The sequence below is a fragment of the Streptomyces sp. NPDC051738 genome, from assembly GCF_044453205.1.
Lineage (GTDB): Bacteria > Actinomycetota > Actinomycetes > Streptomycetales > Streptomycetaceae > Streptomyces.
In genome coordinates this window covers 83,471-100,128 of the sequence record NZ_JBITCM010000018.1, presented here as the reverse complement: position 1 = coordinate 100,128, position 16,658 = coordinate 83,471, and the positions used below count along the sequence as shown (strand labels likewise).

Here is a 16,658-nt window from a genome sequence, read left to right as displayed (position 1 = left end):
CATCTCGGAGGGTTCCTATGACATCTCGGAGGGTTCTCATGGCTGTTCCGACCAGAACCGCGGTAGCCGCGCTCTGCGCCGGCCTGACCGCCACACTCCTCACGACGGCGCCCGCACGGGCCGAACAGCACGACCAGGCCTGGGCCGTGTCCTTTGCACCTCACGCAGCCCGGTCCGAGGCGCCCCACGCACCCCGCGCCCGGATATCCCTGGACGACACCACCGGCACGCTCAGCCTCTCGGTGTCGCGCGACGGCCGTACGGTCATCGAACCGTCGCCCGTCGGCATCGTCACCGAACGGGCCGACCTGTCCAAGGGATTGCGTTTCCTGCACCGCAAGGACCGCACGATCGACGAGCGGTACCGGACGAAGTCCGGGAAACGGCTCGACCGCCGGGTCCGCATGAACGAGACCCGGCTGACCTTCGCCACGGACGCCGGCGCCCGCCTCGACCTCGTCGTCCGCGCCTCCGCCGACGGAGTGGCCTATCGGTACGTCCTGCCCGCGGGCGGCGGCGACGTACTCGGCGAGACCTCCGCGTTCAACCTGCCCCCGGACGCGGGTGCGTGGCTCAGCACCTACCGGGTCGACAACGAGGGCCAGTTCGCCCCGTACACGGCGGCGACCGCGCCCTCCGGCGAGTACTCCGACCAGGCGCTCTTCGCCACCGACGGCGGCTACACCCTGCTCGCCGAATCCGACCTCACCGGCGCCTACTCCGGCGCCCGCCTCGCCCACGACCAGGGCACCGGCACCTACCGGATCAAGCTCGCCGACGACCGGGTCCGCACCGACGGCGCTCGCGGCACCCCCTGGCGGGCCATGGTCACCGGCGACCTCGCCACCGTCACCCGCTCCACCTTCACCGACGACCTCGCACCCTCTTCCAAGGTCGCCGACACCTCCTGGATCCGGCCCGGCACGGTGCTGTGGACCTGGCTCGCCGGCGGCCGCCCGGCCGGGCAGAGCCTCGCGGCGCAGAAGGCGTATGTCGACTACGCCGCCGAGCGGAACTGGCCCTACGAGGCCGTCGACGCCGGCTGGTACTTCAAGGCCGACGAGTGGGACACCACCGACCCGAACTGGCAGACCAACAGCTGGCTGCCGGAACTCGTCGAGTACGGGCGCGCCAAGAGCGTCGGCATCATCGTCTGGATCCACCAGCGCGACCTCGACACCGCCGAGGAGCGCGCCCAGTGGCTGCCCACCCTGGAGCGGTGGGGCGTCAAGGGCGTGAAGATCGACTTCATGGACTCCGAGGCGCAGCCCATGCTCCAGTGGTACGACACCGTCCTCGCGGAGACAGCCGCCCACCACCTCGTGATCGACTTCCACGGCTCCACGATCCCCAAGGGCATCCAGCGCACCTGGCCGCACGTCATGACCCTGGAGGGCGTCGCCGGAGAGGAGAAGCGGACCAACACCGCCGCCCACCTCACCACCCTGCCCTTCACCCGCAACGTCATCGGCTCCATGGACTTCACGCCCGGCGCCTTCCAGCGTGTCGGCCTGCGCCCCAACACCGACGCGGCCGAGGTCGGGCTCACCGTCGCCTACGAGTCGGGCATGCAGATGTTCGCGGGCACACCCGAGTCCTACGACGCCCGCCCGCTCGCCCGCGCCTACTTCGAGCAGGTCCCCGCCGCCTGGGACGACACCCGCCTGCTCGCCGGTCAGCCCGGACAGGAAGCGGTGCTGGCCCGCCGCAGCGGCGACCGCTGGTTCCTGGGCGGGGTGTACGCCGGGGCCGCGCGCGCGGCCGAGGTGCCACTGACGATCGGCCCCGGACGATGGCTGGTCGAGACGGTCCGGGACGGCACCGAGGGGCTGGTGCGGGACCGTCAGGTTCTGCGCGGTGGCGACACGTTGGTCGTCGATGTCCTTGCCAACGGCGGTTTCGCCGGGATCGCCTGCCCCTGGAAGCCGGGCGTCACCACCTGCTACCGCTGAACCTCTACAGGTTCATATACATGAACAATTCTCACGTGGGTGTACAGCGGTGCGCCGGTCATGCAAGGCTCGGTCAACTCCTTTCCCCCGATGACCAGTTGGAGGGATCAGCATGAGTGTTTCCCGGCGTACGGTGCTGTCTTCGGCGGCCGGTGTGGCGGCGCTGTCCGCTGTGTCGGCACCGGCCGCGGCCGCGGACGTGTCCACCGTCAGGACACCGGCACCCACCCTGCACAAACTCCGCGCGGCGGCCGACTACGCCGTCGGCAAGGTCCGCACCGTCGCGCCGACCGTGACGGCCTTCCCCGTCGGCACGAAGTTCGAGAAGTGGACCTACTCGCAGAACGGCGACTGGGTCGGCGGGTTCTGGCCGGGCACGCTGTGGATGGCATGGCTCTACAGCAAGGACGACGCCTTCCGCGGCTGGGCACAGGCGTCAGCCGAGAAGCTGGCCCCGCGCCAGTACGACACCGGCACCCACGACCTCGGGTTCCTCTTCTACCCGTCATGGGTCACGGCCTGGCGACTGACGGGCGACGGCGCCTGGCGGGCCGGGGCCCTGCGGGCGGCCGACTCCCTGATCCAGCGCTACAACCCGCGCGGGCGCTTCATCAGGGCGTGGGGCGCGCTGAACGACGAGCGGAACGCCGGCCGGGTCATCATCGACACGATGATGAACCTCGACCTGCTGGCGTTCGCGAGCGGTCAGACCGGTGACGACAAGTACCTGAACATCGCGGTGGAGCACGCCAAGACCGCCCAGCGGGTCTTCCTGCGCCCCGACGGATCGACCCCGCACGTGTACGACTTCGACCCGGCCGACGGTGCCCCGATCGGCCCGAACACCGTCCAGGGATACAGCCCCACGTCATGCTGGTCGCGCGGGCAGGCATGGGGCCTGTACGGATTCACCACCATGTACCGGCGCACCGGAAACCCCGAGTTCCTGGCCACCGCCCGCAGACTCGCGGACTTCGCGGTGGGCGCGCTCACCGCGGACCACGTCCCCGTCTGGGACTACCGCGCCCCGCAACAGCCGTACGACATCAAGGACGCCTCGGCCGGCGCGATCATGGCGTGCGGCCTGCTCGACCTGGCCAAGGCCACCGGCAGACACACCTACCGCGAGGTGGCGCTACGGCTGCTCACCGCGCTGTCGGAGACCTGCCTGACGAGGAACTCGACCCGCGCGGAGGCCGCCGTGGCCCGCTGCACCCGCCACCGGCCGAACGAGGACGGCATCGAGATCTCCCTCCCGTACGCCGACTACTACCTGCTGGAAGGCATCCTGCGGGTGCTCCAGCCGCAGGACGTCGACCGGGCGATCGACCTGTCCGCCGTCTGAACTCCCCCTTGAGCCGTGCGGCGGAAAACGCGCCGACACCGGGGGTGACGGGGACGCGGGACCCCTCCCGGGCACCCGCGTCTAGAACGGTCCCATGACCACATCGGATACATCGGCCCGCCGCCGTACGGCCAGGCCGTCTGCGGCGCGCGGCGCGGCGGGGGCCGTCTGTGCCGTCCTGGCTCTCGCCGCCGCGCTGACCGGCTGCGGCTCCGGCTCGGGCGACGACACGGGGGCGCCCGAGCCGACCGCACCCTCGCGTTCGGCCGAAGCGTCGCCCGCCTCGCCAACGCCCACGGAGCCCTCCTCATCGCCGTCGCCGACCGCGGTGAAGCCGATGAAGCCGTCGACACCGGCCGAGCTGCGGGCGTGTGCGGACGGAAGCTGCACGGTCGTCGTGACCAAGGGCTCCGAGATCCCCCGCGCCGCCGGGCTTCGGGCGGGACCGTTCACGGTGAGCGCCGTCGGCGCTGAGGGCGTGGACCTGAGCTCGGTCGACGCGACCGGATTCACCTCCAACCTCTTCGGGCAGCGCCCCGACCAGGGCGGACCCTCCACCGTCAACGAGCTGTCGATCGCCGTTCTCGCCATCGCGGGGGACACCGCGAAGCTGCGGCTCTTCCCGGCGGAGTAGGGCGAGTGCCGTTTCGGCGGCCGTGAGCGGGAGGTGTTTCGCGGAACCGGCACGCTTCCGGACGCCCGCGGCGGGAACGCCCCCTCACCCGTGTGAAAACCCTGCGAGTCGCTGCCGTATAGGACGCGAACCGTCCTATACGGAAGGAATGCTTCCGCTGGGACTTCTCGGACAGGGCGTATGGCCATGAGGAGCTCCGCCCCTTCTGCTCGCGTTCTCCTCAAGGAGTGATCCTCATCAAGCCTCCCGCCATCGCCCCGTGCCTGGGCGTGTCCGACACCCAGGCGACCGTGGACTTCTACGAGAAGCTCGGCTTCTCCGCCCTGCCCGCCGGCAACGACCCGGACGACGACCTGCGCATCCTGCTCTTCGACGGCGAGTTCGCGCTGATGGTCCACCGCGACGAGCACCTGCGCCGCTGGCTGCCCGTTCTGAAGGACACCCCGGTCGGCGCTTTCGGCATGTTCTACCTGGCCGTCGACGACTTCGACTCCTACGTGGAGCGCATCCGGCCGCTGGTCACGATCCAGAAGGACGTGACGGAGCACCACGGCGACAAGCTCTTCTACTTCACCGACCCCGACGGTTACGTCATCGGCGTCAACCAGAAGCGGACGCGGTGACCATCACGACGACTGTGTTTTCGGCGCTCAACCGGATGCCGAACGGATAGGCCGAGAACACGAGAAGCTGGACCCGTGAACACGGGAGAGGACGAAGTACCACTGTCCGGAGGGCGGATCACTCAAGGCATCGTCCGTGTCGGCGACACTGTCCGGCGACCCGTCACAGCCAGGTCGGCCTTCGTCGCCGAGCTGCTGAACCATCTTCACCAACGCGGATTCCACGGCGCACCGCGATATCTCGGGCTCGACGACACCGGCCGGGACACGTTCACGTACCTGCCTGGCCGAGTGCCGGCCAGATTCCAGGTCTGGAGGGACGACCAGGTCGTGGCTGCCGGCACCCTTCTGCGCTCGTTGCATGAGGCCACGCGCGGCAGCCGCCTTGCCGCGGATCATCCGGTCGTCTGCCACCACGACCCCGGCCCGAACAACGCCGTCTTCCACCAGGTCCGGCCGAAGGCCTTCATCGACTTCGACACGGCCGGCCCTGGTGACCCCCTCGAAGACCTCGGATACATGGCCTGGACCTGGTGCATCTCCTCCAAGCCACAAGGCCCACCCGCCCCGGAACAGGCAATCCAGGTACGGACCCTCGCCGACGCCTACGGGCTCGACGGCTCAGCGCGCGGCAGCCTCGTCGACGCCATCCTTGACCGCCAAACCCGCAATGCCCTCTGGTGGCGTCAGCACCTCGACGCACCGCAGCCGCGGGTGGCCGACAACGAACAGGTCATGGCCCGGATCGCCTGGTCCAGGCGTGAGCATGACTACACGATCGCCAACCGCGCCCTCTTCGCGAGCGCTCTGCGCTGACTTCCCACGGCTCCGCGAAAGGGGCTCGAGTACGCGGCGTCTCGATGATCAAGCTCGCGGACGTGCACTCAAGGTCGCCGGCGCAGGACCGGCCGGGCGGACGGTGATGCCGTACTCCGCCTTGGTGGGGCGAGAGGAGAACGTCACCGTGTGGGGCGGCAGCAGGTGTTCGAGCAGGATGGTCGACTCGCGGAGCGCGAACTGCAGGCCCAGGCAGGCGCGGGGGCCGATGCCGAAGGGGAGGTAGGCGCCCGGGTGGGTGGGGCGGCCGCCCGGGGTGAGGAAGCGCCGAGGGTCGAAGCGCTCCGGGTCCGGCCACAGCTGCGGATCGCGGTGGGTGAGGTAGGGGCAGACCAGGATGTCGGTGCCCGCCTCGACGGTGTGGCCGGCGAGGGTGTCGTCCTCGGCGGCGTGGCGGGGCAGGAGCCAGGCGGACGGGTAGAGCCGGAGCGTCTCGTGGACCAGGGCCTGGATGGCCCTGCGGCGTTCCTCCGAGCCCTCGCCGCCTGCGGCCAGCGCCTCCTCGCGGGCGGCGGGGTACTCGTCGAGCAACAGGTAGAGCCAGGTCAGGGTGGAGGCCGTCGTCTCGTGTCCGGCGGCGAGCAACGTGACCAACTCGTCGCGGATCAGCAGGTCCGTGTACTCGGGGTGCTCGGTGGCGGCGTCGACCAGGATGTGCAGCAGGCCCGGTCCGTCGGGCCCGGCAGCCCCACCGCGGGCGGCCTCGATGGCGCGCCCGGCGACCGCGTCGATCCGGGCGAGATCGGCCGCGACGACGTCCCGGGCCTCGCCGATGTCCGCGGGCAGCGTCGGCAGAGCGGCGCCCACGGCTTCCACCGCCTCCAGCTCGTGCGCCGTTTCCTCGTCGAGAGGGTGCCCGGTGAGCGAGCGCCAGATGGCGTCCAGGGCGAACCGGTGCATCTCCTTCCGCACATCGAGGCCTTGCCCGGTGCGGGCGTACGCCGCCCAGCGCTCCGCCGTGTTCCGGGCCGCCTCGGTGATCCGCTGTTCGTAGCGGCGCATACCGGTGCCGGTGAACTGGGACTGCAGCAAGCGGCGTTGCCGCTTCCACGCCTCGCCGGTGGCGGCCATGACACCTTCACCGATCAGCAGGCGGGCACGGTGGGAGCGCTTGACGTACCGGTCCGGCCGCAGGGCGAGCACCTCCTGGACCGCCTGCGGGTCGGTGACGAGGACGGTGAGGGCCGGCCCGAGCCTGAACCCGGCCACACCGCCGGTCTGCTCACGCACCTGGGACAGCAGGTCGACCAACTCGCCTCCCGCGGAACCCCACCGCTTCACCAGTTCGGGATCGACGATGGGGACCGGTCGCTCGGCTCCGGGCATGGGCGGGAGCGACGGGAGTGAATCGAGGCTGGCTTCGGCGTCCATGCCGCGAACTGTACGGGCGCAGGCGTCAGTTGGAGCCGTCCCCTCGCGCGCAGTCACTCTCCGGAGTGGTCGGCGCTACTCTCCCGACGGCGCGGTCAGCGGGACGCCCAGCGCCACCGGCGTACCGAAGTTCGGCGTACCGTCGGCGTTCCACGTGAACTTCTGCGCCCTGGTACTGCGGTTCATGTCGCAGCCGCCGCCCGCCGAGCTGTTGGCGTGATACACCATCCAGTCCTCGGTCCCGTCCGGCGACTTGAAGAAGCCGTTGTGGCCGGGGCCGTACTTCAAGCGCTCCGAACCCGTCATCGTCTTCCGCACGACCGACTCCGGCGTACCGAACCGCACCCGCGGCGACGGCCTGACCTTCCTAGACACGCTCTGGCAACAGGCCCCCTTCGAAACCTCCGCCGGCTTCGTCGAGTCGGTCCGCACCCTCGCCGACGGATGGCAGTCCGAGGGCCTGTGCACCCAGTCGGAGCGCGACCGCGTCGTCGCCGCGGCGGTCGGCGCGGACTTGAGGCGCTGAGATGGCCGGCGGCCGGGACGCTGTCGTCCGTCCAACTTGACGCGCTCGCAGCCTGGTTGTCAGTGGTGGATGTGATCATTGCGTCTCCCGTTCCCGCGCATGCGCCGGGACGGGGGCCGCGGCGCAACCACGCAGACAACCGAGGAAAGGCGTCATGAGCGATTTGTACGGGGTACGGGTGTTGGAGGTCGACCTGCCGCACCGCCGCATTCGACTACGTTCCACCGTCGTCTACTACGACACCGGCGCACACGCTCCACTGACCGACGATGCGAGCTTTTTCCTCCGCGTCTTCGGGGAGACCGCGGACGGTGCGCCGCTGGGTGACGTGATCACACGGGACCAGCGCCTTGACGAGGCCTGGGTGGACGCCAACACCCGGTGGTTCATCGAGAGCGTGGAGCGAATCGCGACGCGTAACTACCCCCTCACGGATGAGGAGGTCGATGAGCTGCTGGACGATGAGAATCGCGTCAGCTTTCCCTGGGAAGAAGAGCCCCGGTTCGACGAGATGTCCCCGGAGTCCGCCGCCGAACTCGTCCTCAGCGAGGAGACAAATGTCGGGGCCGACTACGACGTGGTGGTCACCGACCCCCGATGGATCGAGCACCTGACGGCCGGCGACTGGTGGCGCACCGCCGCATACCCCACGCACGCCGACCGGCTGCTCCCCGGCGAGGCCGCCGCGATACCCGATCTGCGCGACCCCGCAGCCGTACTGAAGCCCTTCAGCAGGGAAGACCAGCCTCGTCATCTGGCGTTCTCCGACGACGGCCGCTTTCTCGCCGTCAACAGTGAGGAAGGCGAGCTGGTGGTGTACGACGCCGCCGACTGGCGCGAATGCTTCCGTGCTCGCGCCGACGACTACATCTCGCCCTGGCTGATGTGGGTGCCCGGCGAGCCGGTGATCACACTCCGCCACCACGAGGAACTGCGGCCCCAGTTGGCATACGACGTGGTGCGGGGCGCGCCGGTCGAGGCACCCCAGGCACCCCCGCAGTCGGGGAGGCTGGATCCGGTGAGCCCCGGCGGCGACTATCTGGCCGTCTCGGGCGAGTCACCGGGGAAACTGGAGGTGATCATCCAACGGGTCAGTGACCACCAGGTCGTCACCCGTCACGCGATCGGCCGGGGCTGGTACCCGTTGCAGACCTATGAAATGGCGTGGTCACCCGACGGCTGCTGGCTTGCCGTCAACCTGGTTCTGGTGGAAGTGAACGGCGATTGGGAGGCGAAGGGCGGTGAGACTCACATCTTCCGCGTGGGCCTGCCCGCTACCGGAATTCCGTAGATCAGCCGTTTGTTATTCGCTTTGTGCCCCGCGGAAGATGTCCTACCGTGCCCCCCGTGACGACTCAGGTGATCATCCTCAACGGCGGCTCCAGCTCAGGGAAGTCCGGGATCGTACGGTGTCTGCAGGAGGTGCTGCCGGATCCGTGGCTGGCGTTCGGGTGCGACTCGCTGGTCGACGCCATGCCCGCGAAGATGCAGGCGTCGGACGACGGGATCGTGTTCGCGGCGGACGGCACGGTGAACGTCGGGTCCGATTTCATGGCCCTGCAGGCGGCCTGGGTGGAGGGCGTCGTCGCGATGGCCGGCGCGGGAGCCAGGATCATCATCGACGACGTCTTCCTCGGCGGAGCGGGGTCGCAGCAGCGGTGGCAGAAGGCCCTGGGCGGACTGACCGTGTTGTGGGTAGGTGTCCGATGCGACAGCACGGTCGCCGCGGGCCGCGAGATCGCACGGGGCGATCGCGTCCGGGGGATGGCCGAGTCGCAGGCGGATCTCGTGCACAAGGGGGTGTCCTACGACCTGGAGGTGGACACCACCCACACCGAGTCACTGGCCTGCGCGCGAACCATTTCCGCACACGTCGACTGACCTGTCCGCCTCCGGATCAACCGGCCGCACCCGGTACGACGACGGCGGAGCCGGTCCCCTCATGGTGCCGCCCCATGGGCACCACCATCGGCGTTCCGCTCACCGGATCCTCGCCGACCACGCATCGCAGCCCGAAGACCTCCTCCACCGTCGCGGCGGTGACGACCTCGGCCGCGGTGCCCTCGGCCACGACGCGGCCCGCCTTCATGGCGACGACGTGGTCGGCGTACCGGCAGGCCTGGTTGAGGTCGTGCAGGACCATCACGACGGTGCGGCCCTGCTGCCGGTTCAGGTCGGTGATCAGGTCGAGGACGTCGATCTGATGGGCGAGGTCGAGGTACGTCGTCGGCTCGTCCAGCAGCATCACCGGCGTGCCCTGCGCGACCGCCATCGCGATCCAGGCGCGCTGCCGCTGCCCGCCGGAGAGTTCGTCGACGGCCCGGTGGGCGAGGTCGGTCATCGCGGTGGCGCGCAGCGCCTCGTGCACGGCCTGCTCGTCGGTGGCGGACCACTGCCGCCACCAGGTCTGGTGGGGTGAACGGCCCCGTCCGACCAGGTCGATGACGGTCAGCCCCTCCGGAGCCACCGGCGACTGCGGCAGGATGCCGATCCGCTGTGCGAGCGCCCGGGTCGGGATGGAGTGGATGGAGCGTCCGTCCAGGTGGACGGCACCGCCCTTGGGGGTCAGCAGCCGGGCCAGCGCGCGCAGCAGGGTGGACTTGCCGCACGCGTTCGCGCCGACGATCACCGTGATGCGGCCGGCGGGCACGGCCAGGTCGAGGTCGTCGACGACGACCCGGTCGTCGTACGCCAGCCGCAGGCCCTCGGCGCGCAGGTCGGGGGCGTCGCCGGAACCGTCGTATGCCGTCTCGTCTTTCGACGAATCGGACTTCGACGAATCGGACTTCGACGAATCGGACTTCGACGAATCGGACTTCGGCGACTCGGACTTCGACGTCTGGGACTTCGACGTCTGGGACTTTGACGTCCCGTCCTTCGACGACTGGGACTTCGATGACACTTCTTCAGCCTCCTGAACCGGCGCGGTTCGCGCGGACGAGCAGCCACAGCAGGACGGGCGCGCCGAGCACACCCGTCACGATCCCGACCGGAAGCTCGGTGTCCGGGATGAGCCTGCGCGCCACCAGATCGGACACGAGCACCATGACGGCGCCGGTCAGCCCGGCGGCCACGGGCGGCGGGAAGGAGAGCCCGGCCAGGCGCTGGGCGACCTGGGGCGCGGCCAGCGCCACGAACGCCACCGGCCCCGCCGTCGCCGTCCCGAACGCCACCAGCCCGACGGCGACGACCAGCACAGCAACCCGGACGCTCTGCACGCGCGTCCCCAGACCCCGGGCGACGTCGTCACCGAGCTCCAGGGTCCGCATCAGCCGCCCGAGCAGCAACGCCACCGGCACGAGCACCGCCATGGTCACCGCGAGCGGGCCGATCTGCTGCCAGGTACGGCCGTTCAGGTTGCCGACCAGCCAGCCCAGCGCCGCCTGCGCCTGGAAACGCTGGCCGCGGGCCATGAGGTAGTCGGTCACGCTGGTACAGATCCAGGCGACGCCCACACCGACGAGGACGATGCGGTAGCTGGTCGTTCCCCGCTTCCACGCCAGGGCGTACACGAGCAGCGCCGCCGTCAGCGCGCCGAGCAGTCCGAGCGCCTGGGTGCTCAGCCCGCCGTCCCAGCCCAGCACGATCCCGGCGACCACGGCCGTACCGGCACCCTGCGTGATGCCCATCATGTCGGGGCTGGCCAGCGGATTGTGCGTCATGGCCTGCAGCAGGGCACCCGAGACGCCGAACGCGATGCCGACCAACAACCCGGCCAGCGAACGCGGCAGGCGCAGTTCATGGACGATCAGCTCGGTCCCGGGGTCACCCGCACCGACCAGGGACCGCATCACTTCGGTGAGGGAGAGGGGGATGTCCCCGACGGCGGTCTCCACGCAGAACGCCAGGAAGGCGACGACGGCGAGCACCAGGCACACGGCCACCAAACGGGGCCGCACCACCCCGGAGACGGGCGGCACGGCGAGCCGAAAGGCGATCCGATCGGCGGTACGGCGCGACGTCAACCGGCCGGCGGAATCCTTCCGGCCCGGAACGGGCGCGAGTTCGGCGGTCATGGGCTCATAGCTCCGCGGGAGGGAGGGCGTTGGTCATGGTGAGTGGCTCGATGTGAGGCGTGGCGTGAGTGAGGGCGTCGGTCATGGCGCGTGGCACCGCCAGGCGGAGGGCGCCGGTCGAGGCTCGCCGCGCCGCGACAACGGGCGTCCGTCATCGCTCACAGCTCCGCGAGTCGGCGTCGGCGGACCAGGGCGATGAAGAACGGGCCCCCGATGAAGGCGACCAGGATGCCGGCCTGGATCTCGACCGGGCGGGCGATCAGGCGCCCGGCGATGTCGGCCGACAGAAGCAGACAGGGGGCCAGTACGGCCGACAGGGGCAGCAGCCAGCGGTGGTCCGGGCCGATGCCGGCCGACTGGGCGAGGACGCGGGCGATGTGCGGCACGACCAGGCCTACGAAGACGACGGGACCGATGACGGCGACGGCCCCGCCGGTCAGCAGGGTGACGGCCACCACGCCCTGCACGCGCACCAGCCCGAGCCTGAGGCCCAGCGACTTCGCGACGTCGTCGCCGAGCGCCAGGCTGTTGAGTGCGGGGGCGCAGGCGAGCGCGAGCAGGGCGCCGACGGCGAGGAACGGCAGGACCCGCAGCACCACTTCCTCGTTCTGGTTGGCCAGCGAGCCCGCGGACCAGAACCGGTACCGGTTGAGGGCATCGGGGTCGGTCAGGGCCACCGCGCTGGTGAGAGAGAAGAGCAGAGAGGTCACGGCGACGCCGGCCAGGGCGAGTTTGACCGGCGTCGTGCCCGACCGCCCGAGCCCGCCCAGGAAGTAGACGAGGATTGCCGCGGCCAGTGCCCCGGCGAAGGCGAACCAGATGTAGCCGTACACGGAGCCGACGCCGAGCACACCCACCGAGAGGACTACGGCGAAGGCCGCGCCCGCGCTGACGCCCAGGATGCCCGGATCCGCGAGCGGGTTACGGGTCAGCGCCTGCATCAGCGCCCCCGACAGACCGAGCGCGGCCCCGGTGGCGAGGCCGAGAACGGTGCGGGGCAGCCGTACCGACCAGATCACGTTGTCGACACGGGAGTTGGGCGGGTCGCCGAGCAGCGTGTGCCAGACCTGGTCGAGCGGGACCCCGAGCGCACCGAACGCCATCGACAGGGCGCACAGCGCGAGAAGCGCCGCGCCGCAGAGGGCGAGCAGAAGTACCGAGCGGGGGCCCTTCGCCGCCCGGGCCGCTGAGATCCCCACGTCAACTTCCCTGACTTCCTTTGCCCTGCCCTGCCCTGCCCTGCCTTGACTGTGACGTCGTCAGGACGCGGGCTGCTCCACCTTCGTGTCCGACTTCCCGTCGACGGCCGCCGTCAGCTGCGGGACCAGCCGCTCGATCACATAGGGCAGGCTGAGCACGGAGACGAAGGACGCCGCGTTGCCGTAGTCGCTCGTCTCGTCGACGAAGACCTCGCGGCCCTCCTTCACCACGGTCAGGCCCTTGTACGACGCGTCCTTGTGCAGCTTGTCGGTGTCCTTCGTGACGTCACCGACGATCCAGACGACGGCGTCCTGATCGAGCAGATCGGTGCGCTCCTTGCTGATGTTCGCGCCGAACTGGTCCCCGATGGCCTTGTCGAGGCCCTTGGGGAGGGTGAAGCCGAGCTCGGTGAGGAGACGCGAGCGCGGGTCCTGGCTGCCGAAGACGAACATGCCCTCGTACGGTGTGGCCATCACCGCGCTCGCCCCCTTGAACTCGGGGTGCTCCTCGGCCGCGGCCTCGATCTTCTCCTCGGTGTCCTGGACGACCTTCGCGGCCTCCTCCGGCTTGCCGAGCGCCTGGCCGACCTTCTCGGTCAACTCCTGCCAGGGGATGCCGTAGTCGTTGTACTCCTTGGGCTGGGCGACCACGGGCGCGAACTTGGACAGCGACGCGTACTGCTCCTTGGTGAGCCCGCCGTACAGGGCGAGGATCAGGTCCGGCTGGAGGGCGGCGATCCGCTCCACCTGCGGACCGGTGCCGGTGTCCTTGAGCACGGTCGGCACCTCGGCTCCGCCGAGCCTGTCCTCGGCCCACGGGCCGATGGCGCCCTTGTATCCGCCCAGCCACTCGGTCGTGCCGACCGGGACCTTGCCGAGCGCGAGGACCGCGTCCTGGTCGGTCAGGCCGACGGTGACGATCCGCTTCGGCTCCGACTCGATCGTCGTACGGCCGTACTTGTGGGCGATGGTGACCGGGAAGGCGGCCCCGCCGGACGCGCTCGTGTCGGCGCCGGCTCCCGACGTACCGGAGTCCGAGTCGTCACCACCGCAGGCCGTGGCGGCGGTGAGGAGCAGGAGGGCGGAGGCGAGCGCGGCGGCGAGCCGCGGCGCTCTGCGGGAGCGGGGCATCCGTGGTCCTTCGGTTCGGTTTCCTGTGAAGCCGGGCAGTGCGGGACTCACAGAACGCGAACACCACGCACACGAACTTAGGTAAGCCTAATTACAACTTCCCCGGTCGGCCAGCCCCTTGAGGCCCCAGGGCGATCAAGGGGCCACGTGAATCTTGGGACCGGGTCCGGCACCCTCAGGCCGCTCACCCGCGAGGACCGCCCCGACTTCGTCGAGGCGCACGGTGGCCGCGACGAGGGGCCTGGGGTCGACCGCTCCGGACGCGTAGGCGCGGATGGTGGCGTCCAGGCCGGGGGAGGCGGACAGGATGCCCACCGCCGTCACGTCCTTCAGCACGAGCGCACGCGTGTCGATCCGGCTCGGCTCGCCGGCCAGCCCGATGTACACCAAGCGGCCCCCCGGTTCGACCAACTCCAGTGCCTTACACGGCAGATGGGCGGCGTTCGAGGCGTCGACCACCGCGTCGAAGGGCAGTTCCGGAAGGGAGTCCTCCTCCCATACGTGCGGGAAGCCCAGGGTGTGCGCGAACGCGGGCGAGGTGCCGGCGCGGTCCAGCAGATGAACCTCCACGCCCGCCGCCCGCAGGAACATCGCGACCAGAAGCCCGATCGTCCCCGGCCCCAGGACGAGAGCACGGTCCCCGGCGCCGAGTGCGGTCGCCCGCGCCGCGCGCAGGGCATTGCCGCCCGGCTCCACGAGTGCGCCGAGCTCGGCGTCGACCGAGTCGGGCAGGGCGTGCAACGAGGACGCCGGTACGGCGAGTTGCTCCGCGAGCGCCCCGGCCCGCGCGCCGCGGATACCGACCTCCTGACGCTTCTCGCACACATGCTGACGGCCCCGGCGACAGCGGCGGCAGTCGCCGCACCCCAGCATCGTGTCCCCCATGACGCGGCGACCGAGCCAGCCCGGATCCACACCGACGCCGACCGCCGCCACGCGCCCTGCCCACTCGTGACCGGGCCGCATCGGGTAGGCGGAGTGCCCTTGATGGAGATAGGCCATGGCACCGGTGAAGAACTCCACGTCGGTGCCGCACAAACCGACCCGCTCGACATCGACGACGACCTCACCGGGTGCGGCCACCGGCGCCGGGAGGTCCTGGACCTCGTACGCCCCGGGGGCGGTCAGCACGAACGCGCGCATCAGCGGCGCGGTTCGACGAGCGGGCCGCGGTCCGAGCCCACAAGTCTGCTGCCGCCGGCGGCAGTTGGGCGGCTGCCAGCGGGATCTGTCGGTCCGGCGTACGTCTGCGTATGCTCCATGGCGTTCCGGACTGTAGACCACCGTACCGACTGCTGGAAGAGGTCCAGGGTGAGGCTGCGCAGCGCACAGTGGTACGAGGGACAGGACCGCAATGCCTACATCCACCGGGCGTGGATGCGCAGAGGCGTGCCGGGTGACGCCTTCACCGGCCGGCCGCAGATCGCCATCGCCAACACCGCCTCGGACCTGACTCCGTGCAACGCGCATCTTGACGAGGTCGCCGCCTCGGTGCGGGACGGCGTGTACGAGGCGGGCGGCATCCCGCTGGACCTGCCCGTGGTGTCGCTCGGCGAGACGAACGTACGGCCCACCGCCATGCTGTGGCGCAATATGGCCGCGATGGCCACCGAGGAGATGCTGCGGGCCAACCCCATCGACGGCGTCGTGCTGTTGGGCGGCTGCGACAAGACGATCCCCTCGCTGCTGATGGCCGCCGCGTCCGTCGACCTGCCCGCCGTGGTCGTGCCCGGCGGCCCGATGCTCACCGGGACCTTCCGGGGAAAGCCGCTGGGCTGCGGCACCGATGTGTGGCGGCTGTCGGAGGAGGTCCGCGCGGGCACGCTGTCGCAGGAGCAGTTCACCCGCTCCGAGTCGGCGATGATCCGCAGCCGAGGCCACTGCAACACCATGGGCACCGCCTCCACGATGGCCCTGGTCGCAGAGGCGCTGGGCACGGTCGTCCCCGGTGTGGCGGGAACGCCCGCGCCCGACAGCCGTCTGCTGGAGGCGGCGCACCACACCGGCCGGCTGGCGGTGGACATGGTCGGCGCCGACCGGCGGCCGGGCACCCTTCTCACCAAGGCGTCCTTCCACAACGCGATCGTCGCGCTCGCCGCCATCGGCGGCTCGACCAACGCCGTCGTGCACCTCCTGGCCATCGCGGGTCGCCTGGGCATCGACCTCACCCTTGACGACTTCGACCGCATCGGGTCCCGCGTCCCCGTCTTGGTGGACCTCCAGCCGGCGGGCCGTTTCCTCATGGAGGACTTCCACCGTGCCGGAGGCCTCCTCGCCGTCCTGCGCGAGGTCCGCGACCTGCTCGACCCGGACGCCCTGACCGTCACCGGAAAGCCGTTGGTCGACACGCTCGACGACGCCGAGATCTGGGACGGCGAGGTCATCCGTACCCGCGCCGCCCCCTTGGTCGCCGAGGGCGGCATCGCGGTCCTGCGTGGCAACCTCGCGCCCGACGGCGCGCTCGTCAAACCGGCGGCGGCCTCACCGCACCTGCTGCGCCATCGCGGCAGGGCCGTCGTCTTCGACTCCATCGAGGACTTCCACGCCCGGATCGACGACCCCGGCCTGGATGTCGACGCCGACTCCGTCCTCGTCCTGCGTGGCTGCGGGCCCAGGGGCTACCCGGGCATGCCCGAGGTCGCGAACATGCCCCTGCCTAAGAAGCTGCTCGAACAGGGCGTACGCGACATGGTCCGGGTCTGCGACGGCCGGATGAGTGGCACGGCGTATGGCACGGTCGTCCTGCATGTGGCACCCGAGGCGGCGGCCGGCGGGCCCTTGGCGCTCGTCCGGACCGGGGACTTCATCACCCTGGACGTCCAGGCCCGTCGCATCGACGTCGACGTACCCGCGGACGAACTCGCCCGCAGACAGCCCGGTGAGGCCACACTCACCGGCTTCGCCAACCCCCGGCGCGGCTGGGAACGGCTCTACGTCGACCACGTCCGCCAGGCCGACACCGGCGCCGACCTGGACTTCCTCGTCGGATCCAGCGGCTCCGAGATAGGCCGCGAATCGCACTGA

15 protein-coding genes and 1 pseudogene are annotated in these 16,658 nt (G+C 70.5%); 9 read left to right on the top strand and 7 right to left on the bottom strand.

The window, feature by feature from the left end:
* Positions 1-38: 38 nt before the first annotated feature.
* The 5 genes from ACIA8X_RS34920 (at position 39) to ACIA8X_RS34900 (ending at position 5,370) form a co-directional block, all read left to right on the top strand.
* On the top strand, positions 39-1,952 hold the full coding sequence (locus ACIA8X_RS34920; protein WP_399459980.1) for a glycoside hydrolase family 97 catalytic domain-containing protein: 1,914 nt from the start codon (positions 39-41) through the stop codon (positions 1,950-1,952).
* Between the two features lie 112 nt (positions 1,953-2,064).
* Positions 2,065-3,297, top strand: coding sequence for a glycoside hydrolase family 88 protein (locus tag ACIA8X_RS34915; RefSeq protein WP_399459978.1), 1,233 nt, complete (start codon positions 2,065-2,067; stop codon positions 3,295-3,297).
* 94 nt (positions 3,298-3,391) lie between these two features.
* Entirely contained in the window at positions 3,392-3,931 is a 540-nt protein-coding gene (locus tag ACIA8X_RS34910; protein WP_393446628.1) for a hypothetical protein, read from the top strand.
* A 227-nt stretch (positions 3,932-4,158) separates the two neighbouring features.
* Entirely contained in the window at positions 4,159-4,554 is a 396-nt protein-coding gene (locus tag ACIA8X_RS34905) for a VOC family protein (protein ID WP_399459977.1), read from the top strand.
* Between the two features lie 330 nt (positions 4,555-4,884).
* A complete protein-coding gene (locus ACIA8X_RS34900; protein WP_399459976.1) occupies positions 4,885-5,370 on the top strand; it encodes an aminoglycoside phosphotransferase family protein in 486 nt (161 codons plus the stop codon).
* Between the two features lie 48 nt (positions 5,371-5,418).
* On the opposite strand, the gene ACIA8X_RS34895 is transcribed toward ACIA8X_RS34900, so the two are convergent.
* Positions 5,419-6,762, bottom strand: a complete 1,344-nt coding sequence (locus ACIA8X_RS34895) for a cytochrome P450 (RefSeq protein WP_399459975.1) — start codon at positions 6,760-6,762, stop codon at positions 5,419-5,421.
* Positions 6,763-6,837: 75 nt separating this feature from the next.
* Positions 6,838-7,044 (bottom strand): annotated as a pseudogene (locus ACIA8X_RS34890) (family 43 glycosylhydrolase); the annotation flags it as partial.
* On the opposite strand from ACIA8X_RS34890, the gene ACIA8X_RS34885 reads away from it, so the two are divergent.
* The 3 genes from ACIA8X_RS34885 (at position 7,016) to cpt (ending at position 9,169) form a co-directional block, all read left to right on the top strand.
* The gene (locus ACIA8X_RS34885) at positions 7,016-7,288 is read left to right on the top strand and encodes a hypothetical protein (RefSeq protein WP_399459974.1); all 273 of its coding nucleotides are present in this window, start codon (positions 7,016-7,018) and stop codon (positions 7,286-7,288) included. The pseudogene ACIA8X_RS34890 and the gene ACIA8X_RS34885 overlap by 29 nt on opposite strands.
* A 154-nt stretch (positions 7,289-7,442) precedes the next feature.
* Positions 7,443-8,579: a hypothetical protein gene (locus ACIA8X_RS34880; protein ID WP_399459973.1), complete on the top strand. Its 1,137-nt coding sequence runs from the start codon at positions 7,443-7,445 to the stop codon at positions 8,577-8,579.
* Between the two features lie 56 nt (positions 8,580-8,635).
* Complete coding sequence (cpt, locus tag ACIA8X_RS34875; protein WP_393446616.1) at positions 8,636-9,169, top strand: chloramphenicol phosphotransferase CPT; 534 nt, start codon at positions 8,636-8,638, stop codon at positions 9,167-9,169.
* 16 nt (positions 9,170-9,185) lie between these two features.
* Here cpt and ACIA8X_RS34870 read toward each other — a convergent pair whose 3' ends face one another.
* From ACIA8X_RS34870 to ACIA8X_RS34850, 5 genes are all read right to left on the bottom strand, one after another.
* On the bottom strand, positions 9,186-10,004 hold the full coding sequence (locus tag ACIA8X_RS34870) for an ABC transporter ATP-binding protein (protein WP_399460020.1): 819 nt from the start codon (positions 10,002-10,004) through the stop codon (positions 9,186-9,188).
* Between the two features lie 190 nt (positions 10,005-10,194).
* Entirely contained in the window at positions 10,195-11,304 is a 1,110-nt protein-coding gene (locus ACIA8X_RS34865; protein ID WP_399459972.1) for a FecCD family ABC transporter permease, read from the bottom strand.
* Positions 11,305-11,462: 158 nt separating this feature from the next.
* Entirely contained in the window at positions 11,463-12,503 is a 1,041-nt protein-coding gene (locus tag ACIA8X_RS34860) for a FecCD family ABC transporter permease (RefSeq protein ID WP_399459971.1), read from the bottom strand.
* Positions 12,504-12,563: 60 nt separating this feature from the next.
* The gene (locus tag ACIA8X_RS34855) at positions 12,564-13,634 is read right to left on the bottom strand and encodes an iron-siderophore ABC transporter substrate-binding protein (protein ID WP_399459970.1); all 1,071 of its coding nucleotides are present in this window, start codon (positions 13,632-13,634) and stop codon (positions 12,564-12,566) included.
* A 135-nt stretch (positions 13,635-13,769) separates the two neighbouring features.
* A complete protein-coding gene (locus ACIA8X_RS34850) occupies positions 13,770-14,777 on the bottom strand; it encodes a zinc-binding dehydrogenase (protein ID WP_399459969.1) in 1,008 nt (335 codons plus the stop codon).
* Positions 14,778-14,945: 168 nt separating this feature from the next.
* Here ACIA8X_RS34850 and ACIA8X_RS34845 point away from each other — a divergent pair, with 168 nt between their 5' ends.
* Entirely contained in the window at positions 14,946-16,658 is a 1,713-nt protein-coding gene (locus tag ACIA8X_RS34845; protein WP_393446605.1) for an IlvD/Edd family dehydratase, read from the top strand.